This window comes from Bradyrhizobium betae (assembly GCF_050632175.1).
GTDB classification, from domain to species: domain Bacteria; phylum Pseudomonadota; class Alphaproteobacteria; order Rhizobiales; family Xanthobacteraceae; genus Bradyrhizobium; species Bradyrhizobium betae_B.
On sequence record NZ_CP192576.1, the window covers coordinates 4372100 to 4394020 of the forward strand.

Here is a 21921-nt window from a genome sequence, read left to right on the forward strand (position 1 = left end):
TCTCCGTTGCGAATAGTCATCGTGCGGGATTCGCGCCATGCGTGCAGCGAATCCCGAGGGAATTTGGGGGACGAATGTCGTCAGATGTGACTGAGCCGAAGTGGTCCCTGCGGCTGCCGGCGGATTGCAGCATCGCCGCAATCCGCAGCGTCTACGACCTGATCCGGGAAGCTTTCGGCCGGCAGGACCGGCTCGAGATTGACTGTTCGCGCGTCGACAAGGCCGACGTGACGTCGATCCAGCTTCTGCTGTCGACCGCCAAGACAGGTGAGGCCCAGGGGCGCCCGGTGGTGCTCACCTCATTCTCCCAGTCTCTGCGCAACACCCTTCGCCGCGCTGGCTTCGCCAGCGATGCGATGATCGATCAGCATTTCCCGCAAAAGAAAGATGGCATCTGATGGCCACGATTCTCACGGTCGACGACTCCCCCAGCATCCGGCAGATGATCAAGGTCGTGCTCGAGCTCGGCCGGTCACAACGTGATCGAGGCCGGGGACGGCGCACAAGGGCTCGCCAAGGCGCAGGCTGGCAAGCTCGACCTCGTGATCACCGACCTTAATATGCCTGTCATGAACGGGCTGGAGCTGATCCGGGCGCTGCGCAAGCTGCCGAGCGTGGTCGGCATGCCCATCGTGTTCCTGACCACCGAGTCCAACGAGACCGTCAAGCAGGAAGCCAAGAGCGCTGGCGCAACCGGTTGGATCACCAAGCCCTTCAAGCCCGAGCAATTGCTCTCGGTTGTCGCCAAGCTGGTGCGTGCATGAGTACGATGGACCCGACCGAGGTCTTTCGTCAGGAAGCCAGCGAGCTGTTCGAGGTCTTGGAAGGGGCCCTGCTTGATCTCGGCCAGCGTCCCGACGACCGCGAGCTGGTCGATTCCGCCTTCCGCGCCCTGCACACGATCAAGGGCTCAGGCGCCATGTTCGGCTTCGACAAGGTCGCATCCTTTACCCATGAATTCGAAACCGCGTTCGACCGCGTCCGCAAGGGCGAGATCAAGCCGACGCAGGAGTTGATCTCGGTCGCGCTTGCAGCCAAGGACTATATTCGCGCGCTGATCGAGGATCCGCAATCGACCGACGACGTCATCGGCGACGCCATCCTCGCCGATCTCAAGCGCTTCGTGTTTCCCGACCAGCCTGCCACTCCCGTCGCGGAGATTACCGAGGCGCCGCCGCTGGCCCCGGCCGGGAGCACGCCGGCCGGCTGGCACCTCTATCTGGAATTCGAGTCCCACATCCTGCGCAACGGCTCGAACCCGCTGGATCTGCTCGAAGACCTGTGCAAGCTCGGCCCCTGCTTCGTCGTGCCCGTGACCGACGGCATTCCGTTCCTCGACGAGATGGATCCGGAAGACTGCTATCTGAAGTGGGACGTCAAGCTGCATGCGGCCTGCGACAAGGATGCGATCGACGATGTCTTCATGTTCGTCTCGGACGAGATGAAGCTGACGCTCTCGCCGCTCGAGCAGGTCGAAGCGCCCGCGCCGATGCCGCTGTTCCAGTTGCTCGACGAGGAGCCGGCCCCGGTGGTCGAGATGCCCGCGCCTGTGGTTCAGGTCGCTCCCGCGCCGGTTGCCGCCCAGCCCGTCGCGAAGGCGGAGCCCAAAGCTGAATCGAACCCGAAGCCCGAGGCCAAGCGCGACGACCGCGGCATCGCCACCGTTCGCGTCCAGGCGGAGCGCCTCGACGAGCTGATGGACCGGGTCGGCGAACTCGTCATCGCCCAGGCTCGGCTGACCCAGCTTGCTTCGTCCGGCTCGGATCTCTCGATCAAGATGATCGCCGAGGAAATCGAGCGTCTCGCCTCCAGTCTGCGCGACACCACGATGGGCGCCCGCATGGTGCCGATCGGCTCGCTGTTCGGCCGCTTCCGCCGCCTGATCCACGACCTGTCGCGGGACCTGTCGAAGCCCGTCGAATTCGTCACCACGGGCGAGGACACCGAGCTCGACAAGACCATGATCGAGTGCCTCGCCGATCCCCTGGTGCATCTGATCCGCAACGCCATCGATCACGGCATTGAGGACACCGCGACCCGCTCCGCCAACGGCAAGACCGAGCCGGGTCGCATCGAGCTCGCCGCCGTTCATTCCGGCGCGCAAGTGCTCGTCACCGTGAAGGACAATGGCGGCGGACTTAACACCGCGCGCATCCGTGCGAAGGCGGAAGAGCAGGGGCTGATTGCTGCAGGCGCCGTTCTCACCGACCACGAGATCCACCAGTTCCTGTTCCATCCGGGCTTCTCGACCGCGCAGACCATCTCGGCATTGTCCGGCCGCGGCGTCGGCATGGACGTGGTCAAGCGCACCATCGAGAACATGCGCGGCACGATCGATCTGTCGACCAAACCGGGCCAGGGCACCACGGTGACGCTGCGCCTGCCGCTGACGCTCGCGATCATCGAAGGTCTGCTGATCCGCGTCGGTGAGGGTCGCTACATCATTCCGCTGTCGGCAGTGGAGGAATGCATCGAGCTGACGGCCGAGGACGAGCGTTCGCGCGGCCGGAACTTCCTCAACGTGCGCGGCAACCTCGTGCCCTTCCTCAGGCTGCGCGAGATCATGGACGCGTCGGGCACGCCGGACCGCCACCAGAAGACGATCATCATCTCGACCGGCGAGACCCACGTAGGTCTTGTCGCGGACCAGATCATCGGCAACCACCAGACGGTGATCAAGTCGCTTTCCAAGCTGCACTCCGACGTCACGATCTTCTCCGGTGCGACGATCCTGGGCGACGGCACGGCGGCGCTGATCCTCGACGTCGCGCAGCTCGTCGCTCTGGCGCAGTCGAAGGTCGAGAAGCAGCATATCAGCGAGGCGGCGTGATGAACGAAGGTTTGGCTGACGGGCATCAAGCCGGCGCAATGCAGGTCGTGATGATCGGTCTCGGCGAGGAGAAATTCGCGCTCGACGCCGGCCTCGTGCGCGAGATCATCGATCCCGTGCCGGTGACTAAGGTCGCTGGCGCGCGGGCCTTCGTTCCCAGCGTGATCAACGTGCGCGGCAACGTCATTCCGCTCGCGGACCTGCGCATCCGCTTCGGCATGCCGCAGCCCGACAACTCGGCCGATACGCGCATCGTCGTCATCGAACTCGAGCTCGACGGCGAACCGGTTCTGGTCGGCGTCACCGCCGACAAGGTCTACGAGGTCACGGAGATCTCACAGACCGACGTGCAGCAGACGCCGCGCGTCGGCATGCACTGGAAGCCGGAGTTCATTCGTTTCATCGCCAAATGGCGCGAAGAGTTCGTCATCGTTCCCAATATGGAACGCATCCTGAATTGAAATGAGGTCTCGGGACGAGATCGGTAGGGGCTGGAAATGAGATTTACGGTCAAGGCAAAGCTTGCCATCGCGTTCGGTGTGGTCCTGTTGCTCTCGATGGCGGCGGGTGGTCTCGCTTATGTCAAGCTGAGCGAGATGATCGACACCGCGGACAGCCTGGTGTCGCGCGCCGGCCGGATGGACCGGGCGGCGGAAATCGAGAAGGGCATCCTGCTTCAGGTTCGCGCCGAGAAGAACTTCATTCTCGCGCCCGAGAACGAAGCGGATCGCTTCATCGCGGACATCGCCAAGCAGCGGGAAGCGCTTCTGAAGCTGAAGGAAGAGATTCACGCGGTGGCCTCTCCCGAGGGCAAGAAGCTTATCGAGAATTTCGGCGCCGCCTATGCGCGAATGAATGCCGTTCAGGATGACGCCCTCAAGGTCGCGCGGACCGACAAGGCAAAAGGTGCTGAACGATCCATGGCGGAGGTCCGTAAGGCCGTAGCCGAGGCGATGGAAGCCGCCAATATTTACGTCACCAACGTCAAGAAGAACATGGCTGACCAGGCCGCCATGGCTCATGAGGATGGCAATCGGGCCCACATGATGCTGATCTCGGCCGTGATGGCGTCGCTCGCGATAGGCCTGATTGCCGCGATCTGGATTTCCATCAGCATTGCCCGTGGTCTCGGCCGAGCGGTCGGCCTTGCCGGTGCGGTGGCGAGCGGCGACCTCACCCAGACGATCAGCATCTCCAGCAATGACGAGATCGGCGACCTCGTCAAATCGTTGAACATGATGGTCGAAAAGCTTCGGCAAGTCGTCGAGGAGGCTCTCACCGCGTCACACAACGTCTCCGCCGGAAGCCAGGAACTCTCTGCGAGCGCCGAGCAGCTGTCGCAGGGAGCCACCGAGCAGGCCTCATCAGCAGAAGAGGCATCTTCGTCGATGGAGGAAATGGCCTCCAACGTGAAGCAGAATGCGGACAACGCCAATCAGACCGAGAAGATCGCGGCAAAGTCCGCCGTGGACGCGGAAGCCTCTGGCGCGGCGGTCGGTCGCGCGGTGAATGCAATGCAGACGATCGCCGAGAAGATCACCATTGTGCAGGAAATTGCCCGCCAGACGGATCTTCTCGCCCTGAACGCCGCGGTCGAGGCGGCGCGCGCCGGCGAGCATGGCAAGGGCTTCGCCGTGGTCGCCTCCGAAGTGCGCAAGCTTGCGGAGCGGAGCCAGGCCGCCGCCGCCGAGATCGGAACGTTGTCGACAGAAACGGTCAAGACCGCGCAGGAAGCGGGCGAGATGCTCGGCCGGCTCGTGCCCGACATCAAGAAGACGGCCGAACTGGTGCAGGAGATCACCGCGGCTTGCCGCGAGCAGGACGTCGGCTCCGCGCAGATCAACCAGGCGATCCAGCAACTCGACAAGGTCGGTCAGCAGAACGCCAGCGCGTCCGAGCAGGTCTCCTCGACCTCCGAGGAACTCGCCTCGCAGGCCGAACAGCTCCAGTCGACCATCTCGTTCTTCCGGATCGAGCAATCCGGCCGCGGCGAGAGCGCTGCAACGGCACCGATCGATCGCGCCGTCACCCAGCTCCGTGCCAAGGCCGCCCACATGGCCGCGGCGGACCGGGGAACGAAAAAGCCGACCGCTGTTCGCAAGCCGGCGCGTGCGACGAAGGTCGCCAATGGCGGAGGCTTCGCCTTCGACATGCATGACGGCGACGACGACCGCGACGCAGACTTCCAGCGCTGACACCGATTTGAAACCGATCTGACCCGGATCCCACCCTGGACTTCATCATGGCCGCAACCTCGCAATATCTGACGCTCGGGCTCGCCGGCGAGACGTTCGGCATCAGCATCCGGAATGTCCGTGAGATCCTGGACATGAGGCCGATCTCGCGCCTTCCGCACGCGCCGAACTTCCTGCTGGGCATGATCGACGTGCGCGGCAGCGGCTATCCGATCGTCGACCTCAGGACAAAGCTCGGCCTGCCGGCCGTGGCGGCCACCGAGGCGACCCGCATCATCATTCTCGACGTGCCGATGAAGGACCGCCTGGTCGGCGTCGGCTTCGTCGCCGACTGCGTGTTCGAGGTCACCGACATCGACGAGCAGGCGATCGAGCCCATCCCTGAAGTCGGCGGCAAGTGGCAGTCGGACTATGCGGCCGGTATCGGTCGCAAGGGCGAGAAATTCGTCGTGATCTTCGATCTCGCCAAGCTGATGGCGCATGACGAGATCCCGGACGGACGTAACGCGGCCGCGGATACGTCCCGGGCCGCCTGAGTTTGCACGTGCGTTGCCGAGCGTAAGCACCCCAATTTAAAACAACGAGAATGACATGAGATTCACCGTCAAAGCCAAGCTTGCCAGCGCCTTCGGCGTCGTCATCCTGCTGTCCATGATCGCCGGCGGTGTCGCCTACATGAAGTTGAACGACATGGTCACGACGGCCGAGCACCTATCGGCCAGGGCCAGTCGGTTGGCAAAGGTCGGTGAGCTTCAGGAAGCCGTGTTGCTTCAGGTGCGAGCGGAAAAGAACACCATCCTGGCGGCCGATGCCGATCAGGCCAAGTTCATCAGCCAGATATCCCAGCTCCGCGAGCGTGCTCTCAAGCTGAGGGACGAGGTCCATTCCACCGCAAGTGAAGCCGGCAAAAAGATTCTAGAGACGTTTGCCGTCGCCTATGCGAACTCGAACATCGTGCAGGATCAAACGCTTGCACTTGCCAAGCAGGACAAGAGCAAGGCAGCCGAGAGGTCCATGACGGAGGGACTCAAGGCCTCGACGCCGGCGCTCAACGCGGCTAGCGATTACATCACTTATGTCAAGAAGCAGATGGCTGAGGAGAGCGATCAAGCCAAAGCCGAAGGCAGCCGTGCGACCATCATTCTGCTGTCCCTGGTCCTCACCTCGCTGGTCATTGCCGCCGGTGCCGCCTTCTGGATCGCGCTGAACATCAGTCGGTCTCTTTCCAGCGCGGTGAGCCTCGCAGACGCTGTGGCCATCGGCGACCTCAGCCAGAAAATCGAATCCTCCAGCAACGACGAGATCGGGGATCTCATCAAATCGCTGAATGCGATGACGGTTAATTTGAACCAGACCGCGGCTCTGGCCAACGAGATCGCACATGGCAACCTCACGGTGGAGGCAAAGCCGCTGTCGGACAAGGATACGCTCGGCCTTGCGCTCGAGCGGATGGTGGAAAAGCTCCGGCAGATCGTGTCCGAAGCGCTCACCGCTGCTCAGAACGTCTCTGCCGGCAGCCAGGAGCTCTCGGCGAGCGCCGAACAGCTGTCGCAGGGTGCGACCGAGCAGGCATCGTCCGCGGAAGAAGCCTCGTCCTCGATGGAGGAGATGGCCTCGAACGTGAAGCAGAACGCGGACAACGCCAACCAGACCGAGAAGATCGCCGGGCAGTCGGCCAAGGACGCCGAGGCCAGTGGCGCCGCGGTCGGCCGTGCCGTCAACGCGATGCAGACCATCGCCGAGAAGATCACGATCGTGCAGGAGATCGCGCGCCAAACAGACCTGCTCGCCCTCAACGCCGCGGTCGAGGCCGCGCGCGCCGGCGAACATGGCAAGGGCTTCGCCGTGGTGGCTTCCGAAGTGCGAAAGCTCGCCGAGCGCAGCCAGGCGGCCGCGGCCGAGATCGGTACGCTGTCGACCGAAACCGTCAAGGTCGCGCAGGAGGCAGGCAATATGCTGTCCAAGCTCGTCCCTGACATCAAGAGGACGGCAGAGCTCGTCGAGGAAATCACCGCCGCCTGCCGCGAGCAGGACGTCGGCTCGGCCCAGATCAATCAGGCGATCCAGCAGCTCGACAAGGTCGGTCAGCAGAACGCCAGCGCGTCCGAGCAGGTGTCGTCGACCTCGGAGGAACTCGCCTCGCAGGCCGAGCAGCTCCAGTCGACCATCGCCTATTTCCGGATCGAGCAGGGACGCAGCCAGGCATCCGCGCCGATCGATAAGGCGGTGAACCAGCTTCGCGCCAAGGCGGCGACCATGGCGGCCGTCGAGCGGCCGGCCAAGAAGCCGCAGGCCAGACCGGCGCGTGCGATGAAGGCTGCTGGTGGCGGCGGCTTCGCTTTCGACATGAACGACGCCGAGGACGATCGGGACGCCGAGTTCCAGCGCTAGGGCTCCTTCATGGATTGGCCCACCCTTGCAGGTGGGCCAATCCGTCTTCGGCAACTCGCGTAAACGCGCAGGATTCAAGATGGCCCGTTCGGCCCGACAGTCAGTGCAGACGGCCATCGCGGATCGGGGCATTCAGCCATGATGCCCGCCGTGCAGGATTCGGCCGTCCATCTGTCGGACCGCCACTTCCGGACCATTGCCGAGTTGATCGAGGGGCAGGTCGGCATCAAGCTGCCGCAGGGCAAGCGGCTGATGCTGGAGGGGCGGCTGCACAAGCGCGTGCGCGCGCTGAACTTCTCCGATCTCAACGAATATGTCGACAACCTGTTCGAAGCCGAACATTTCGACACCGAGCTCACTCATCTCATCGATGTGGTGACGACCAACAAGACCGACTTCTTCCGCGAGCCGCAGCACTTCACTTTCATGCGCGACGTCGCGATCCCGGCCCTCCTCAAACTGCACGGACGCAAGAATGCGAACCTGAAGGTCTGGAGCTCGGCGAGCTCGACCGGCATGGAGGCCTACACCACCGCCATGGTGCTGGACGACATGACGCGGAACGGCTCGCGGTTCCAGTACCGTATTCTCGGACGGATATTTCAACGGCGGTGCTGCGCCTCGCCAAGACCGCGATCTACACCCGTGACGTGCTCGCGCCGGTGCCCGAGCCGTTCCTGAAGAGATATTTCCTGTCATCGCGGGACAGGTCGCGCGGCGAGGTGCGGGTGGTGCCGGAGTTGCGGCGCATGACCCATTTCATGCGGATGAACCTCATGGATGCGTCCTATCCCGTCGACCGCGACGTCGACATCATCTTCTGCCGCAACGTTCTTATTTATTTCGAGCGCGAGACGCAGCGCAAGGTGATCGAGCAATTGTGCAGCCATTTGCGGCCCGGCGGCTATTTGCTGGTCGGGCATTCGGAATCGATGATTCACAGTGCAGTGCCGGGTTTGAAGCAAGTTCAGCCAACCATTTTCCAGGTCTAGTCGGAGCGCAATCAACATGCCGAGGGAGAAAGTTCGCGTGCTGATCGTGGACGATTCGGCGTCGGTTCGCCAAATCCTTCTGACGATCCTGTCCGAAGATCCTGATATCGAGGTGATGGGAACGGCTTCCGATCCGTTCGTGGCGGCAAAGCGTCTCCAGGAGGAAATCCCCGACGTCATGATCCTGGACCTGGAAATGCCGCGCATGGACGGCATGACGTTTCTGCGCAAGATCATGTCGCAACGTCCGATCCCGGTGATCATCTGCTCCTCGCTGACCGAAGAGGGCTCGAGCGTGATGTTCGAGGCGTTCGAGGCCGGCGCCGTGGATATCGTGCCTAAGCCGAAGATCGACACGCGGCAGGCCTTGCTGGAATGCTCCACGCGGCTGCGCGAGGCCGTGAAGTCGGCCGCTCGCGCGCGGGTGCGTCCGCGTGCTGAGCGCCGGGCGATCGAGAAGAAGCTGACGGCTGACGCAATCATCCCGCCTCCCGTACAGGGCAAGGTCCGGCCGACGACCGAGCGTATCGTGTGCATCGGCGCATCGACCGGGGGCACTGAAGCACTCAACGATGTCCTCGAGATGCTGCCGCCGCACTGCCCGCCGATCGTCATCGTCCAGCACATGCCGGCGGGCTTCACCGCGGCCTTTGCCAGGCGCCTCGACAGCGTCTGCCAGATTCGGGTCAAGGAAGCCGAGGACGGCGAGCCGGTGTTGCCGGGCTGCGCCTATATCGCTCCGGGGGCCCGGCACATGCTGCTCCAGCGCATCGGCCTGCGCTACCAGATCGCGATCAAGGACGGTCCGCCGGTATCGCGACATCGTCCTTCGGTCGACGTGCTGTTTCGCTCGGCCGCCCAGCATGCCGGCGCCAATGCGCTCGGCGTCATCATGACCGGCATGGGCGACGACGGCGCGCGCGGAATGCTGGAGATGCGCAAGCTCGGCGCCTCCACGCGCGCGCAGGACGAGGAAAGCTGCGTGGTGTTCGGCATGCCCAAGGAAGCCATCGCCCATGGCGGCGTCGAGAAGGTCGTCTCGCTGCAACATATCCCGCGCGAGATCATGCTCTGGTACCAGGCCGGGCACGCGGCACTGACGGGTTGATCGCGATGTCCGCCGTTCCGGCCAATACGTTGACTGAGGCGACCGCCGCGATCGAGGATGTCTCGTCGCGGATCGAGGACGTTTTCGCGCGGGTTGGTCAAGAGCTGGGCCGCGGCCACCTCATCTTTGGGGAGTTGAATCAGGGCCTCGCGACGCTATCGCAGGAACTCTCCGGTGCTGAGATCGAGGGCGCCGCCACGGCGTTGCAGGAGATTTCGGCGCGTCTCGGCGAATTGGCGCAGGCGCTGCCGGCCGAGAGCGCTTTGCTGGCGACGATCGGCACGAGCACGGCAGAGGCGTCGTCGCTGCTCAAGCCGTTGTTCAAGCACATCGGGATGATCACCATTATCGCGCGCAGCGCGCGGATCGAGGCGGCCTCGCTCGACGGCGATCGGGAGGGCTTTCTCGCCTTCACGCAGGAGGCCTACGATCTGGGCAAGGCCGTGCAGGCCTCGATCGAGGGCTGCGCGAAGGACCAGCAGCGTCTTTCCGAGGCGGTTGCAACGGCCTCCGGCCGCCAGAAGGAATTCGAGAGCCGTTACCGCAACCAGCTGGTGTCGGAGAGCGCCGAACTCGGCGCAGCCTATTCCGGCCTGCACGACCAGCGCCGCAACGGCAGCCAGCTCGCCGACCACGCGAGTGCCAGCACCAGGAAGATCGCCGAAGCGGTCGGCAGCGCGATCATTTCGCTGCAGGCCGGCGACAGCACGCGCCAGCGCCTCGAGCATGTCTGTCACGGCCTCGGCCTGGCCTCGGGATCTTCGCCGAGCCTCGTTTCGGAACCGGGTGCGAGCGACGACGGCGCGCGCGCGATCTGTCAGTTGCAGGCGGCGCTGCTCAGGGATGCCCAGCGCGAGTTCGGCGGCGACATCGGCCAGATCGTTCGCACGCTGGCCGCTATCCTGCACGATGCGGGCAATGTCGTCGGCCATGGCCGCACGCTGTTCGGCGGCGAGGACGGCGGCTCGTCCTCGTTCCTGTCGCGCATCAAGCAGACGCTGGCGCATGCCTCGACCCTGATCGCCACCTGCGAGAGCGCGGGGCGTTCCGTCGACGAGGCGCTCGCGGTCGTCGAGGATACGCTGACGAAATTCCGCCAGGCGATCGCAGGGCTCGCCGAGGCGACCGTCGACATCACGCTGATCGGCATGAATGCAGGCCTCAAGGCAAGCCACCTCGGCAGCCGAGGCAGCGCTTTCGTCGTGATCGCCAACGAGCTCAAGGCGACCGCCGATCAGGTGGCGGCGGGCGCGGGACGCTTGCGGCCCGTGCTCGACGGCATCGAACGGTCGGCCAACGAACTGAAGGCGCTGCGCGTGCAGGGTGACCCGACCCAACTCGCCAAGCTCGAGCCGCAGATCCTCCAGGCGCTGCGCGAGGTCGAGGTCGGCAATGAGCGTCTCGGCAAGCTGATGAGCCGGCTCGTCGACGAAGGGGCGGAGTTCGAGAGCCTGATGAATTCGGCCCAGGGCCTGATGAACTCGCTTGGCGAAAGCTCCGCAGCCTTGCCTGCGGTCGCCGCGCGTCTCGAGACCGCGAGTGGCGGCGCTCAGCGGCCGCAGCCTGAGCCACAGGATCAGGCGATGCTCGACGGTCTCTTCGCGCGCTACACGATGGAGCGCGAGCGGGAGGTCCACCGAGAATTTTTGCAGACGCTTGGTCTGGCTTCGATCGCCGCCGCGCGCCGCGTCGAGGCGGTCGAGACCGCGGATGACGGCATAGAATTATTCTGACTCTTTCGTCGCCGGCGTCAGGCGTCGGCGGCAATTCGATGGATTGGGTTTTCGGGGCGTTAACCTTGCCCAAAGGGTTCGCAGGTCGGTCATTGCCGCGCCCCAGAGTTGGTCGCAAATACAAGTCAATTTCCGCGTCGAGAAATGATCCATGTTGAAGGACGGCAAATACGCTGCATGGTTCAGGACCCCGCGTGGTCAAGGCACCGGCATGGTGGATCTGATCGAGGGGCGGATCTCGGGCAACGACAGCTTCTTTACCTATGGTGGCTCCTACCGTGTCGATGAGCAGCATTTCTCTGCCGTCCTGACCGTCAATAGGCACGCTGACGGTCCGCCGAGTGTGTTTGGGCCGGACGAGGTCGAGGTCAGGCTCACGGGGGTGTGCAACGGCCTGGTGGCGAACTGTTCCGGCACGGCCAGGGAAGTGCCCGACATCAAGTTCGAGGCGACGCTGATCTACATCCAGGACGACGCGCCGGCGGCCGACGCCCGATGCGCGGTCGTGAAGCTCAATGTCGACAGGCTGCCCAAGGTCCTCGACGGCCGTTCCCGGCCACGTCATCCCTTCACGCCGCCCAAAGCCCCGATGTCTTAGCGTTGCATTGACGCTGTTGTCGCCAAAACGCGCCGCACGCGCACCGCGGCAAGAGTGCGTTTAGACGTGAAATCTAGGTTGAGGCCCATAACAAAAAGGCGGACAGGGACATGCCTCAGATCTGGATGACATATGACGAACTCGCGGCACTCAGCGGCTGTAGCGCTACCGAGGCCAGGATGCAGGCGCTGCATCTTTCGCTTGACCGCCGCAAGAGCCGCGACGGAAACACTCGCGTCAAGCTGAACCTCGCCTTGATGGCGCGGTTTTTCGAGACCGTTCGTGAAGCCGATTTCGACCTCGACGATGCGATCACGGCATTGCGCGATGCCCATCGGCAGATGGCGGGAGTCCTCTCGGCCGATCAGCCGGGATCGCGACGCGGAGTTGCCTGATCCTGCCGTGTCGTCGGCCGCCTCAGGACGGTGGCCTCGGCAGGAAGGCCAGGATGGTTTGGGCCAGAAGGACGCCGACGGTGCCGCCGGCGGCCTTTTGCAGGACATCGATGAACTCTGGATGACGATCCGGCGTCATCGCCTGCAAGACCTCTAACCCGACTGCGACGGCCACCACGAACGCGCAAGCCAGTTTGAACCGCCCCGGTAGCAGGAAGGACAGCAGGAAACCCAACAGGCCGTAGGCGCTGAAGCGTTCAATGACGACCACCCAATAGGCCTCCGCATGGCCCATGAGTGCTGGCCTGCCCGCAAGCTTTGCGAGCGTGGCATAGATGATGAGTGCGAGGCAGATCCTGCAGCTGCGATGAGATGGTTGCGGCGCATGGCGCCAACATAACCGGTCGGGCGGCTACTCGCTTTCGAAAGCCAAGAATATCGTTAAGGTTCACAAGCTTTCGGGGGACGAACCGAGGTTCACGGGCGCGCCGCAGGTTGGTTACAACGACCATCCCATGGCCGTACAACGTCAGGCGCGGCGGCGGAGTTGCGATTTCACGCAGACGGCGCCGAGTGCGCGCGAACGGACATCAATTTGCCAGTTCTTCGGCCCTGTCACCCACAGCCGCACCGCCACGAACACGATGTTGATGCCGACCCAAGTCGACACCACGATTAGGAACGTGCTGGCCATGATGGCTCCGCCTCTCGCATCTCTTTAGCGAACAATGCAGAGTGCGGCCGCAAGTTCCACCTTCAGCGGGCAGGCGATCGTCGTTGCCCAAATTCCAGTCATCGACGAGGCATGCTGGCCCGTTCGGGCGCGAAGCACGGCCAGCGCGACGGGATGCTAACTTTTCTTGGAGCCCCTGGATTTTAGCGTCAGGCCGAGGCGCAAGGCCATGCGCTTGACGGCATCGGGCGAGCGCCCGAGAGTTTTCGCCGCCTCTTCCAGCGAAGCAGAGGACTTGGCCAACTCCATCAGCCGGCGGTCTTCCTTGAACGACCAGGGCCTGCGCGCCATAACTGAATTCATCCTCTCGTCGACACAACGGCAAGCCGCCAAGCGGACCCACGTTCGCTCGACGGCTTTGCCTGGGTGGGGGCCGGGCCTGGGGTAGCCGGTGAGGAGATGGATATGCGATCTCGCGACGTTCGCAACAAACAACGCGGATTAAGCTAACTGCTCAACCTTACCGGGACAAAATAGCTGCGCGGCGCTCCGTAGTACCACGGGGATCCGCTAGCCAAGACCGATGCGTGCGCATCGATGGCCGCGATCGAGCATGTTCCGATGCCACGTCCGGTTGTCGCAGAACCAGCGCACGGTCGCGCAATCCAGGCGTGCGGCTGCGACGCTTCTCCGCGATGGACCATGCGCGTCCGGTCGCATCGGGTTCGACCACGCATATTGCCCAGAGTGTTGATCGCAGAGACTCGAACGAGAATAGATCCAACGCAATGCATGCGTGCACTGTTGATTCCGACGAGCAACATTGCGCGTCTCTGAGACAACGCGTCACGAGATCGTCGAATTTGTTCGGCTATGGTCGCGCCTACGGTGACAAAGAAATCAGAAGACCGAGATGCTTCACAAGGCGCGCGCGGCACTTCCTCTCACGAAGATCAGAGAGCGGGCGTTGGAAGGCGCCTTTTTCAGCGTTGCGCTGATCGCGATGGCGGGCTGGATGTATTTCATCACGTTGTTGCTGGTGAGGATGTTCTTCTGGTTGGTCGGTTGACGCGCGTGAGGTCACTTCGCGTGCAAGGTGCTGCCCAAAAAATCCTGGCATGACGAGAAAATCAGCGGCGCTCATCATGATCTCGACACAACTCGAAGATGAGACTGTCACGGCTTGAGACAAGTCGCTCGATCACTGGGGCGAATCCCGAATGATGCCGGTTGCGATCCTGATTTCGCCCTTGGTCGCGGCGTGCATTCTGATGATTTGCAACCGGAATGTCGGCGTTCCGTTGCGGTGAGAATGACGGTAAAGGGGAGCGGATCATGACAAGGCTGCGGGTCACCACGACGAGCCAGACGAACAACGCGCCGCGACGGTATTTCGTCGATGGGGGAGGCCGCCGCGTCCTGATCGGCCTCACGCCCGAGGAGACGTTCGAATTCGAGCGGCTCGATAGTGAGCAGGTATCCGACCAGGGGCAGGCTGCCACCGACAGCCGCGATGTGTGGCCGAATGCCGGCGAGCAGCGCCGGCAGGAGCTTTATGAGAAGCACGAGGGCGCCTGGAAGTCCTGGATGGCGCAAAGCCGCACCGGGCGGCGCGAAGGCTTCAACCTTTATTAACCATCCCGGGCCCATTTTCCGGTCTGGCGCCTCCAACCGGAAAACGCACGCATGTTTCAGCTCTTCCTGCGGGCCCGCACCCATAATTTTCTGAAGGACCGTTTCAGGGGAGAACAGACGTTCCGCGCGCGTTCGCCCGAACGCGACGCTGAAACCGATCGCACGCGCATCGAGGCCATCATGGTCGCGATCGATGACGCCCTGCATGCGGCGGAGCACGAGCAGTCGGGCTTGAACCGCCGGGTCGAGGACGTGCTGGCGCGTGCGGCCGTGACCTTCGGCAACGGCGACGACGAATATCTGGAGCGCGAGCCGCTCGACAATCACCACCAGGATCTGTTCGACAAGGAAATCCTGAACGGCCAGCGCCGGCTCAAGGAACTCGGCGCCTCCGTCGCGCATTTCAAGTTCTTGAAGGCGGCGATGCTGAGCCGCTTTCCGGAATATCGGTCCGGCCAAGCGACCAATTGAATGACCGGGTGCAACCGGCAGCCAATCGATCAGGTCAGCATCTCAAGTCGGATGAACGGCCACCGCGAGTCTTGCTGAAGGTCGTGCCGGGTCCAATTTGCGGCTGCGCGCCCGCATCGCCAATTGTCAGTAGGCCGAGACCCGCTCGGGAAACACCGGGTCGACGAACTCCACGTAGGTTCGGACCGGCCCGTAGAAGTAATGCGGCTCACCCCGGGTGCGGGGATCGAAGCTCGAGGGATAACCCATGCCGAGGCTGCGGTGCCGGACTCGAACCACGATCGGACAGCCGTATTTGGGTCCGCAATAGGGATTCGGTCCGCGGTCGATCGTGGTGATCTGCGCGACACGCCGCTCGGTGGGAACCGGATAATCTGCAGCAAGCGCGGAGCCCGCGCACGCCGTCAGAGCCGACACCAAGCACAACCCCAACCCCAATCCCAATCCCAATCGCATTGCCAATTTCCTGTCTGATCTGACACGACCTTAGTCTGTGGGCAGGGCAGGATCAATATCCTCCTGGGCGTGCAGGCAGGGCGTCTTGATGAGAGGCTCTAACCGCGCAGCAGCCTCAGAAATGACGGGTCAGTGGCCCGCACAGCGTCTTTTAGCAATGCCTTTCCCTGGTTTGATGCCTGTCGGTAGGCTGAAACCACGGCCGCACGCTGGTCGGGTTGACGCGTCAGCATCAGCCGAACATCCCCTCGGCAAGCTGTTTGAGTTGCAGATCGATGGGGCGGCTTATTCGCGTTGTGATCTCAAGTCTCATCGCCATCAATCGGGCGTCGTTCGGGGCCGTGAAATAGGCCATTTTTAACGGCTCCGCGCCGGCCGAGCTGTTGGGGACGCGATCGGTCTCCAATGCGGCCAGGCCGAGCCAGAGAAGTGCGTCATGGGGCGCGCGAGCCAGTGCCTGGCGGAGCGCGTCTCCTACGCGATCGGCGTCCTCGCGTTGGAGCGAACCGTTGGCCGGCCAGCGCAGCATTTCCAGGGCGTCGGCGACGGCGCGATCCGTATCGCGGTCATATCCGGAACGCGCCGCGAGCCCGTCAGGCTGCGCCTGTGCAACTGCACTGGTCTTGGCTGCAACCGACGCGCGCATGTTGGCGACATCGGAAATCATCGCGCTGATTCCGTAGTAGCCGATCGTGGCGGCCAGAATGATCAGCGTCGCGCGGAACAGGGGGTGTGAAACCATTCGGGACAACAGGTCGCATTAGAGGGCCAGCAACTGGTGGCCCTGGATGGTCAGGAGCGTCAGATTACCGGTAGCGTAGGCGCCCGTGTCGATGTTGGCGCGGTTTGGCCGAATGTCCGGCTCACGGACCGGAGTATGACCGTGGATAATGTATTTCTCATGCTTCCTCTCGCTGAGCAGGAATTCGTCTCGAATCCAGAGAAGATCTTCCTCGCGTTGACTGGCCAGGGGCAGTCCAGGCTTGATACCCGCATGGACGAAGAAAAAGTCCCCGCATACGAAACGCGTGCGGAGCCTTTCGAAGAACATCCGGTGATGCATCGGGATCGCCAATGCAAGCCGATCTATCAGCTCTTTCTGTTCCTCGCCGGTCGGATTCAGCGGAGGCTGAATGCCATACGAGCTCAGGGTTTGGAGGCCGCCATACTGTCTCCAGTTCTGCAGCATCTCTGGATTTCTCAGCACCTCGAACAGGAACTCTTCATGATTGCCCTTGAGGAAGATCGATTCGTGCCTCCGAGCGCGATCAATCAGAAGGTCGATCGTCCCCGAGGAGTCCGGCCCGCGGTCGATATAGTCGCCAAGGAAGACGTGAAGCGCCCGCCGTCGGCCGATGGTCATCAGATCGCGGTCGATCACCTCAAACATGGTTCTGAGCAGATCGGAGCAGCCATGGATGTCGCTGATCGCATAAATACGAATACCGTCCGGCAACTGGGGTTTGGGTGCCGAATTTTTGGCGCGGGACGATCTTAACATCTGCGAGCCCGAGGCTCCTTACCGTCCGGAGGGGAGGAACCATTAAGAGCGGATCTTAGTTGTAAACGTTGTCGGATACTTATAGTTAATAAATCCGCAATAAAACGTGAGTTTCTTGAACCAATTTGGACGTTTCGAGCGCGCAGAATCTCAATGTCTCCGGCTTAGCTTCTCCCGAAAGCGGGGAGCAAAGACATGCGCAGAATATCGGCAAGCCTGGCTGTTGCAATCGCCACTTGGGGCCTTGCAGTAGCACCTGCGGCCGCAGGCCTGCTGGGATCAAGTATGGGCTTGCGGCCCCTGATCCAGCGCATCAAATTCGATGCGCCCGCATTGCCCCCCATGGCTTTCAACCGCTTTTGCCACCGGTACGAGGCGGAATGCCGCAAGCGGCCCCTGTTTCGCGGAGGTCCGGTCCAGCTCACGCCTGAACGGCTCAAGGATCTGAAGCAGGTCAACGAAGCGGTCAATCGCGACATCGTCGCGGCTCGGCTCGACAACGAGGCCGAGGAAGCCTGGGTTCTCAATCCGGCGCGGGGTGATTGCAACGACTATGCGGTCACCAAGCGCCATGAGTTGCTGAAGCGTGGCTGGCCGGCCCGGGTGCTGTTGCTGAGCGAAGTGGTCGTGCCCAGCGGCGAACATCACCTCGTGCTGGTGGTCCGAACCAACGAGGGCGACGTTGTCCTTGACAATCTCAACGCGCAGGTCAGGCCGTGGTCTCGGGCCCCCTATCGATGGGTCCGCATGCAATTGCCAAACAGCAGCAAACTGTGGACGACGATAGCGGACCGCAGGGTCTAGGATCAGTCCGCGCCGGAACGGCGGCCTTCGCCCACTTTTTGGGACAAGCCAAGCCCGATCGCTATGGCGATGGTCGTCTGAACGACGCTGCTCCGAAGGCTCGGGTCGAGGAAGGCTTGGCATAGCGTCACGAGCAGGACTGTTGCGGCGAACAGGGGAAAATGGGTGTCGCGGGACCGTCGCAAGGTCGCCCAGAACAGCGCAAGGCAGAGCAATGTCACCGAGGCGGTCATGAGCCACAATGCGGCGCGCCCCCATTCCGCCGAGACCGCGATGACTGTTGAGGGTGCGATCAACATGGGCGGCAGGCCGAAGCTTCGGTACATCTGCATGACATAGCCGAATGTGCCGGCTCCCGAGCCAGGCCATGGGGCCTCGGAAAGGGCTCTTTGAACGTCTGCAAGGTCTTCCGGTCGAGCGCGGTCTGCAAAATCGATCAGGCTCGGATTTCGGGCGGCCACGACACTGGTCGCGAGAGCAGCCAGCACCAGAAATAGCGAAAAGGCCTGCCAGGACCGAAGTTTCAAGCGACGTACAAGCACGACAAAGCCTTGGACGGCGATTCCGGCCAGCGTCGCAGCCGACAGGGCGAAGCACCCGGCGGCCTTCAGCGCGACGAATGAAATCGCGATTCCAAAGGCGGCGAACGCGGTAAATCCCAGGCGGTCGAACGACCAGCCGGCGTCAGTCTGACCCGTGGTCATGACGAGGATGCAGCCGTTCGCGATGATCGCCATTGCGGTGATCGCGGTCATGGCGTTTCCGCCGGTGCTGTCCGGCGTCGGCAGTCCGATATTGGGATTGGACCGAGCGATCAATAGCAGGATCGCTGTGAGGGTCGATCCGACACTGAGGGCGGTCAGAAGATCTTTGGCGTGGGCACGATCGCGCCCGATGACGGCCGCGGCAATCGTCAGCGCCAGCACGCCGAGATAGGAGATCATGCTGCGAAACGTGGCGTCGATGTCTATCGTAACGTGCCCGCTGGTCCAATGCTCGGCCAGTGCCGTCGATGCAGCCGACCATAAGGAGTTGGTCAGCGATCCCTCGGGAAGGGGAAGGAGTTGAAACGCCAGCCACGCCAGGGGCACGGCGGCCGCAAGCCAGAACACTTTCAGCCGCTGTAAGACGAAGCTGAGTTTTTCCGGCGTTTCGCGCGCGACCAGGAGCAGAATGATCGCAGCGGCGGTCAGGCTGATATCCCTGCCGAGAGCTTGATTGCTTATCGCAAAGGCAGGCGTCGCGGTTATCAGCAGAATCAAGCAGATCAGTGGTGCCGACAATCCTGCCAACCTCTCGCGGGCGACACATCGACTGCAGTGGTGTTCGCCGATCTGCAGCGTATGCCGTGAACTATCGCTCAGTGGAGCAGCCTACAGGGTGTCGGAGCCACGACGTACTTTGGCCACACTGTATGAATCGGAGTTCTGCTTGTAAAGTTTTGCGATCGTGCTCTGCGGATGTCCAGAGGGCAAGGGCGCGCGCATGGCGAACAGGAGGTAGCGCGTAAACAAGCCCAGCACAAAGCCGAGTTGCGGGACGAACGCCATGACGAACGCAGACCCCAGCATCGTTCCGATGCTTGCTCCTCCGATCAGATCAGAGATCAACTGCGTGGTTACAGCGAGTCCAGAGATCGGAATGAGTATCCAGACCCGAAAGCTCCACGCCAACACCGCGCAGACCAGAAACAAGAAGATGGCAATCGCAAACATGAGCAAGCTCCCCGATTGCACCTTCTTTTCTGCCACTTAAGAGACGGTGAATTCCCCTTCAGACCTCCGTCGAATCGCGCGTCGCGGCGTCGCTACTTTCCTGAACAGTGTATAGATAGTGAATTCAAAGCACTCAACAGACCGGCAAGCGGTACGATTCCGTTAATCGTCTGAGGTCGCGTGTTGACGGTTATGGAAACCTCGGCGGTGCCTCTTTTGGCGGCGTTCGAGACGGCCGTTACAGCGAGGGGCAGCAGGATCGCGCGTCCGTCCTGCAGCACCGATGCCTCGAATTGTGTATTTATCGAACCGGTCTTCAGGGTCACCGAGAGGCGTCCCGTCGATTGAACGCGATCCAGTAAAATCAGGATCACTTCGGGGCCGATTGCGCCACATCGCAGGCTCATGCCCGCAAGTCCAACGTCGGACTTCGCGGTATCGACGGCGTGCATGACCGAGACGATTTCTCCTCCTCCGCTCGGATCGCGGCTCTTCACCAGCCGCCATCCGTCCGTGAGGGTGGTGCTCTCGCTGAATTGGGGTTGCGCAAGCGGATTGCCGCAATTTGGACAATCTTGAGCGGCGGCTATGTTCGCTTGGACCAACCAAACAATGAATATCGCGAGGAGAACAATTCTGCATTGCATTGTCGCTGCCTTGTCATTGCAAATTGCGCGCATTTCGTCTTGACGACATGATTAATTCTTTGGCATTAGCTGCCATAAAATTTGATCTGTTGCGATGCGCAAATTTATTGTAATGCAGTGCGAGATCGTATTTTAGTACCCATTAAGTTTGTTGCTTTGCCGAACATACGAGGTGATTCATGGTACCTCAGGAGTCGATCACCGACGCCTTGGTTGTGCCGGACAAAGGTCTTCGTGGTTCGCAAATCCATGAAACGCCCAAGAACGGATCCTGGCTCTTGCCGGCGTTAGGGCGGAAATTCCCCTACGCAGCGCTCCAGTACCTGCTGATGTCCGTGGATGCAGCGGTGATCGCGTTCTCCAGCGTTGCTGGAGGCGCTCTATATCAGATTGCCGCGAACGGTGATTTCAAGAGCCCGGAGCAGTTGTTAGGCGCCGGCATCATGTCTGCGCTGATCTATGTGTTGCTGGGACATTCCAGCGGCTTCTACGATCTGCGAGCGGTCTTCTCGAGGCGCAAGGATGCTGCCCGGATCTTCCTGCAGTGGTCGCTCGTCATTCTTCTGCTGTCTCAACTCGCCTTCCTGATGAAGGTGGGGGCATCTTTCTCGCGCGGGTCGGTGCTGTGCTATGGAACGCTCGCATTTTGCCTGCTGATCGTCTCTCGTCGTTTCTCCAAGCGGCTGGTGCTGAGCGCTGTCAGCGAGGGGCGCGTCCAAGGTCGGGCGACGGTGCTGCTCGGCACGCGTTCTGAACTTGCTGCATTGGGGCAGGATGAGCTGCTCGAGCGTTTCGGCCTTGCCGAGGTTGATCGTGTGACGTTGTCCTCTGAAGGCGTCGGCGGTTTTTCGATGACCGAGGACGAGGAGAGCGCCCTGGAAAATGCGCTGTCGATAGCGCGCGATCGCGGGGTCGATGAAATCGTGCTGGCTCTGCCTTGGAATGATACGCGCAAGCTGGAGTTGATCCGGGATCGCCTCAGGGTCTCTCCATTACCCGTTCGTCTCTTGCCGGACCGGCGCATCCGCTCTGTCGCTTCGAACCCGTCCTACCGTTTGGGGAAGTCTCTGTCCGTCGAAGTTCAGAGAGGGCCTCTCTCGCAATGGGAGCAGTTCGCCAAGCGCGTCGTGGACGTCATCGGAGCCAGCATCGGCCTGCTCATTCTGGCTCCGCTGATGATTCTCACCGCGGTGGCCGTCAAGCTCGACTCGCCGGGGCCGGTTTTCTTCCGTCAGAAGAGAAACGGTTTCAATGCAAAGCAGTTCTCGATCTTCAAGTTCCGCTCCATGACCGTCATGGAGGATGGTGCAGTGGTCACCCAGGCGCAGCGGTTCGATCCGCGCGTGACGCGGGTCGGCAAAGTTCTTCGTCGGTCCAGCATTGACGAGATTCCCCAGCTCTTGAACGTGCTTTTGGGCGATATGTCGCTTGTCGGCCCGCGTCCCCACGCTCTTGCGCACGACGATCACTACGGTGACCTGCTTTCCGAGTATGCGTTCCGGCATCATGTGAAGCCCGGAATCACGGGGTGGGCCCAAGTCAGGGGATATCGAGGTGAGACGGCCAAGGTCGAGCAGATGAAGGGCAGAGTCGATTGCGACATCTGGTACATCAATAATTGGACGCTAACCCTGGATATCAAGATCATCATAATGACGTGCTTCGAGGTCCTTCATAACCGGAACGTTTACTAACGTACGTTCACAATTGAAAAGGCATCGGCCACCGCATGCGGTGGCCGATGCCTTTTATTTTGTCATGTAGCCGCCGGCGTGTA

The 21921-nt window shown here is 62.0% G+C and carries 23 protein-coding genes and 3 pseudogenes; 17 read left to right on the forward strand and 9 right to left on the reverse strand.

All coding sequences use genetic code 11. The features are described 5' to 3' along the window. Positions 1–74: 74 nt before the first annotated feature. The 12 genes and pseudogenes from ACQ86E_RS21075 (at position 75) to ACQ86E_RS21130 (ending at position 12242) form a co-directional block, all read left to right on the forward strand. Entirely contained in the window at positions 75–398 is a 324-nt protein-coding gene (locus tag ACQ86E_RS21075; protein WP_431206527.1) for an STAS domain-containing protein, read from the forward strand. After that, positions 398–764: pseudogene (locus ACQ86E_RS21080) on the forward strand (response regulator). The gene ACQ86E_RS21075 and the pseudogene ACQ86E_RS21080 overlap by 1 nt, the downstream one beginning before the upstream one ends. After that, positions 761–2830, forward strand: coding sequence for a chemotaxis protein CheA (locus ACQ86E_RS21085; protein WP_431201617.1), 2070 nt, complete (start codon positions 761–763; stop codon positions 2828–2830). The pseudogene ACQ86E_RS21080 and the gene ACQ86E_RS21085 overlap by 4 nt, the downstream one beginning before the upstream one ends. Continuing rightward, positions 2830–3291, forward strand: a complete 462-nt coding sequence (locus ACQ86E_RS21090) for a chemotaxis protein CheW (RefSeq protein WP_375310705.1) — start codon at positions 2830–2832, stop codon at positions 3289–3291. Before ACQ86E_RS21085 ends, ACQ86E_RS21090 begins: the two co-directional genes overlap by 1 nt. A gap of 36 nt (positions 3292–3327) precedes the next feature. Next, the gene (locus ACQ86E_RS21095) at positions 3328–5025 is read left to right on the forward strand and encodes a methyl-accepting chemotaxis protein (RefSeq protein ID WP_431201618.1); all 1698 of its coding nucleotides are present in this window, start codon (positions 3328–3330) and stop codon (positions 5023–5025) included. A gap of 47 nt (positions 5026–5072) precedes the next feature. Further along, positions 5073–5561: a chemotaxis protein CheW gene (locus ACQ86E_RS21100; RefSeq protein ID WP_431201619.1), complete on the forward strand. Its 489-nt coding sequence runs from the start codon at positions 5073–5075 to the stop codon at positions 5559–5561. A gap of 55 nt (positions 5562–5616) precedes the next feature. Then, positions 5617–7416: a methyl-accepting chemotaxis protein gene (locus ACQ86E_RS21105; RefSeq protein ID WP_431201620.1), complete on the forward strand. Its 1800-nt coding sequence runs from the start codon at positions 5617–5619 to the stop codon at positions 7414–7416. A gap of 138 nt (positions 7417–7554) precedes the next feature. After that, positions 7555–8408: pseudogene (locus ACQ86E_RS21110) on the forward strand (CheR family methyltransferase). A gap of 16 nt (positions 8409–8424) precedes the next feature. After that, positions 8425–9516, forward strand: coding sequence for a protein-glutamate methylesterase/protein-glutamine glutaminase (locus tag ACQ86E_RS21115; RefSeq protein ID WP_431201621.1), 1092 nt, complete (start codon positions 8425–8427; stop codon positions 9514–9516). Positions 9517–9521: 5 nt separating this feature from the next. Next, on the forward strand, positions 9522–11249 hold the full coding sequence (locus ACQ86E_RS21120; protein WP_431201622.1) for a chemotaxis protein: 1728 nt from the start codon (positions 9522–9524) through the stop codon (positions 11247–11249). A 151-nt stretch (positions 11250–11400) separates the two neighbouring features. Continuing rightward, positions 11401–11847 carry a hypothetical protein gene (locus ACQ86E_RS21125; RefSeq protein WP_431201623.1) on the forward strand — a complete coding sequence of 149 codons (447 nt, stop codon included), beginning with the start codon at positions 11401–11403 and terminating at the stop codon, positions 11845–11847. A 110-nt stretch (positions 11848–11957) separates the two neighbouring features. After that, complete coding sequence (locus ACQ86E_RS21130; RefSeq protein WP_431201624.1) at positions 11958–12242, forward strand: hypothetical protein; 285 nt, start codon at positions 11958–11960, stop codon at positions 12240–12242. A 22-nt stretch (positions 12243–12264) separates the two neighbouring features. Here ACQ86E_RS21130 and ACQ86E_RS21135 read toward each other — a convergent pair. The 3 genes and pseudogenes from ACQ86E_RS21135 to ACQ86E_RS21145 all read right to left on the reverse strand — a co-directional run bounded on the left by ACQ86E_RS21135 (position 12265) and on the right by ACQ86E_RS21145 (position 13278). Then, positions 12265–12629 (reverse strand): annotated as a pseudogene (locus tag ACQ86E_RS21135) (VanZ family protein). 142 nt (positions 12630–12771) lie between these two features. Beyond that, positions 12772–12936: a hypothetical protein gene (locus tag ACQ86E_RS21140; RefSeq protein ID WP_431201625.1), complete on the reverse strand. Its 165-nt coding sequence runs from the start codon at positions 12934–12936 to the stop codon at positions 12772–12774. 156 nt (positions 12937–13092) lie between these two features. Continuing rightward, positions 13093–13278, reverse strand: coding sequence for a hypothetical protein (locus tag ACQ86E_RS21145; protein ID WP_431206650.1), 186 nt, complete (start codon positions 13276–13278; stop codon positions 13093–13095). A gap of 550 nt (positions 13279–13828) precedes the next feature. On the opposite strand from ACQ86E_RS21145, the gene ACQ86E_RS21150 reads away from it, so the two are divergent. The 3 genes from ACQ86E_RS21150 to ACQ86E_RS21160 all read left to right on the forward strand — a co-directional run bounded on the left by ACQ86E_RS21150 (position 13829) and on the right by ACQ86E_RS21160 (position 15021). Next, positions 13829–13984: a hypothetical protein gene (locus ACQ86E_RS21150; RefSeq protein ID WP_431201626.1), complete on the forward strand. Its 156-nt coding sequence runs from the start codon at positions 13829–13831 to the stop codon at positions 13982–13984. Between the two features lie 266 nt (positions 13985–14250). Further along, positions 14251–14550 carry a hypothetical protein gene (locus ACQ86E_RS21155; protein WP_431201627.1) on the forward strand — a complete coding sequence of 100 codons (300 nt, stop codon included), beginning with the start codon at positions 14251–14253 and terminating at the stop codon, positions 14548–14550. Positions 14551–14601: 51 nt separating this feature from the next. After that, entirely contained in the window at positions 14602–15021 is a 420-nt protein-coding gene (locus ACQ86E_RS21160) for a hypothetical protein (RefSeq protein ID WP_431201628.1), read from the forward strand. 126 nt (positions 15022–15147) lie between these two features. Here ACQ86E_RS21160 and ACQ86E_RS21165 read toward each other — a convergent pair whose 3' ends face one another. From ACQ86E_RS21165 to ACQ86E_RS21175, 3 genes are all read right to left on the reverse strand, one after another. Further along, positions 15148–15438: a hypothetical protein gene (locus ACQ86E_RS21165; protein ID WP_431201629.1), complete on the reverse strand. Its 291-nt coding sequence runs from the start codon at positions 15436–15438 to the stop codon at positions 15148–15150. A 271-nt stretch (positions 15439–15709) separates the two neighbouring features. Then, positions 15710–16228, reverse strand: coding sequence for a hypothetical protein (locus ACQ86E_RS21170; RefSeq protein WP_431201630.1), 519 nt, complete (start codon positions 16226–16228; stop codon positions 15710–15712). 9 nt (positions 16229–16237) lie between these two features. Beyond that, positions 16238–16978 carry a metallophosphoesterase family protein gene (locus ACQ86E_RS21175; protein ID WP_431201631.1) on the reverse strand — a complete coding sequence of 247 codons (741 nt, stop codon included), beginning with the start codon at positions 16976–16978 and terminating at the stop codon, positions 16238–16240. Between the two features lie 195 nt (positions 16979–17173). Here ACQ86E_RS21175 and ACQ86E_RS21180 point away from each other — a divergent pair, with 195 nt between their 5' ends. After that, on the forward strand, positions 17174–17782 hold the full coding sequence (locus ACQ86E_RS21180) for a transglutaminase-like cysteine peptidase (protein ID WP_431201632.1): 609 nt from the start codon (positions 17174–17176) through the stop codon (positions 17780–17782). A gap of 2 nt (positions 17783–17784) precedes the next feature. Here ACQ86E_RS21180 and ACQ86E_RS21185 read toward each other — a convergent pair whose 3' ends face one another. The 3 genes from ACQ86E_RS21185 to ACQ86E_RS21195 all read right to left on the reverse strand — a co-directional run bounded on the left by ACQ86E_RS21185 (position 17785) and on the right by ACQ86E_RS21195 (position 19994). Further along, positions 17785–19065, reverse strand: coding sequence for a hypothetical protein (locus ACQ86E_RS21185; RefSeq protein WP_431201633.1), 1281 nt, complete (start codon positions 19063–19065; stop codon positions 17785–17787). Between the two features lie 90 nt (positions 19066–19155). After that, the gene (locus ACQ86E_RS21190) at positions 19156–19497 is read right to left on the reverse strand and encodes a hypothetical protein (protein WP_431201634.1); all 342 of its coding nucleotides are present in this window, start codon (positions 19495–19497) and stop codon (positions 19156–19158) included. Between the two features lie 92 nt (positions 19498–19589). After that, entirely contained in the window at positions 19590–19994 is a 405-nt protein-coding gene (locus tag ACQ86E_RS21195) for a hypothetical protein (protein ID WP_431201635.1), read from the reverse strand. A 329-nt stretch (positions 19995–20323) separates the two neighbouring features. On the opposite strand from ACQ86E_RS21195, the gene ACQ86E_RS21200 reads away from it, so the two are divergent. Next, positions 20324–21838: an undecaprenyl-phosphate glucose phosphotransferase gene (locus tag ACQ86E_RS21200; protein ID WP_431201636.1), complete on the forward strand. Its 1515-nt coding sequence runs from the start codon at positions 20324–20326 to the stop codon at positions 21836–21838. Positions 21839–21921 lie beyond the last annotated feature (83 nt).

What these genes read in the sequence shown, in the direction of transcription:
- ACQ86E_RS21190 (WP_431201634.1), bottom strand. Translation starts at nt 19,497, where the DNA reads ATGTTTGCGATTGCCATCTTCTTGTTTCTGGTCTGCGCGGTGTTGGCG.
- ACQ86E_RS21160 (WP_431201628.1), top strand. Translation starts at nt 14,602, where the DNA reads ATGTTTCAGCTCTTCCTGCGGGCCCGCACCCATAATTTTCTGAAGGAC.
- ACQ86E_RS21150 (WP_431201626.1), top strand. Translation starts at nt 13,829, where the DNA reads ATGCTTCACAAGGCGCGCGCGGCACTTCCTCTCACGAAGATCAGAGAG.
- ACQ86E_RS21180 (WP_431201632.1), top strand. Translation starts at nt 17,174, where the DNA reads ATGCGCAGAATATCGGCAAGCCTGGCTGTTGCAATCGCCACTTGGGGC.
- ACQ86E_RS21125 (WP_431201623.1), top strand. Translation starts at nt 11,401, where the DNA reads ATGTTGAAGGACGGCAAATACGCTGCATGGTTCAGGACCCCGCGTGGT.
- ACQ86E_RS21085 (WP_431201617.1), top strand. Translation starts at nt 761, where the DNA reads ATGAGTACGATGGACCCGACCGAGGTCTTTCGTCAGGAAGCCAGCGAG.
- ACQ86E_RS21155 (WP_431201627.1), top strand. Translation starts at nt 14,251, where the DNA reads ATGACAAGGCTGCGGGTCACCACGACGAGCCAGACGAACAACGCGCCG.
- ACQ86E_RS21175 (WP_431201631.1), bottom strand. Translation starts at nt 16,978, where the DNA reads ATGTTAAGATCGTCCCGCGCCAAAAATTCGGCACCCAAACCCCAGTTG.
- ACQ86E_RS21090 (WP_375310705.1), top strand. Translation starts at nt 2,830, where the DNA reads ATGAACGAAGGTTTGGCTGACGGGCATCAAGCCGGCGCAATGCAGGTC.
- ACQ86E_RS21200 (WP_431201636.1), top strand. Translation starts at nt 20,324, where the DNA reads ATGGTACCTCAGGAGTCGATCACCGACGCCTTGGTTGTGCCGGACAAA.
- ACQ86E_RS21140 (WP_431201625.1), bottom strand. Translation starts at nt 12,936, where the DNA reads ATGGCCAGCACGTTCCTAATCGTGGTGTCGACTTGGGTCGGCATCAAC.
- ACQ86E_RS21120 (WP_431201622.1), top strand. Translation starts at nt 9,522, where the DNA reads ATGTCCGCCGTTCCGGCCAATACGTTGACTGAGGCGACCGCCGCGATC.
- ACQ86E_RS21105 (WP_431201620.1), top strand. Translation starts at nt 5,617, where the DNA reads ATGAGATTCACCGTCAAAGCCAAGCTTGCCAGCGCCTTCGGCGTCGTC.
- ACQ86E_RS21100 (WP_431201619.1), top strand. Translation starts at nt 5,073, where the DNA reads ATGGCCGCAACCTCGCAATATCTGACGCTCGGGCTCGCCGGCGAGACG.
- ACQ86E_RS21130 (WP_431201624.1), top strand. Translation starts at nt 11,958, where the DNA reads ATGCCTCAGATCTGGATGACATATGACGAACTCGCGGCACTCAGCGGC.
- ACQ86E_RS21115 (WP_431201621.1), top strand. Translation starts at nt 8,425, where the DNA reads ATGCCGAGGGAGAAAGTTCGCGTGCTGATCGTGGACGATTCGGCGTCG.
- ACQ86E_RS21075 (WP_431206527.1), top strand. Translation starts at nt 75, where the DNA reads ATGTCGTCAGATGTGACTGAGCCGAAGTGGTCCCTGCGGCTGCCGGCG.
- ACQ86E_RS21095 (WP_431201618.1), top strand. Translation starts at nt 3,328, where the DNA reads ATGAGATTTACGGTCAAGGCAAAGCTTGCCATCGCGTTCGGTGTGGTC.
- ACQ86E_RS21145 (WP_431206650.1), bottom strand. Translation starts at nt 13,278, where the DNA reads ATGAATTCAGTTATGGCGCGCAGGCCCTGGTCGTTCAAGGAAGACCGC.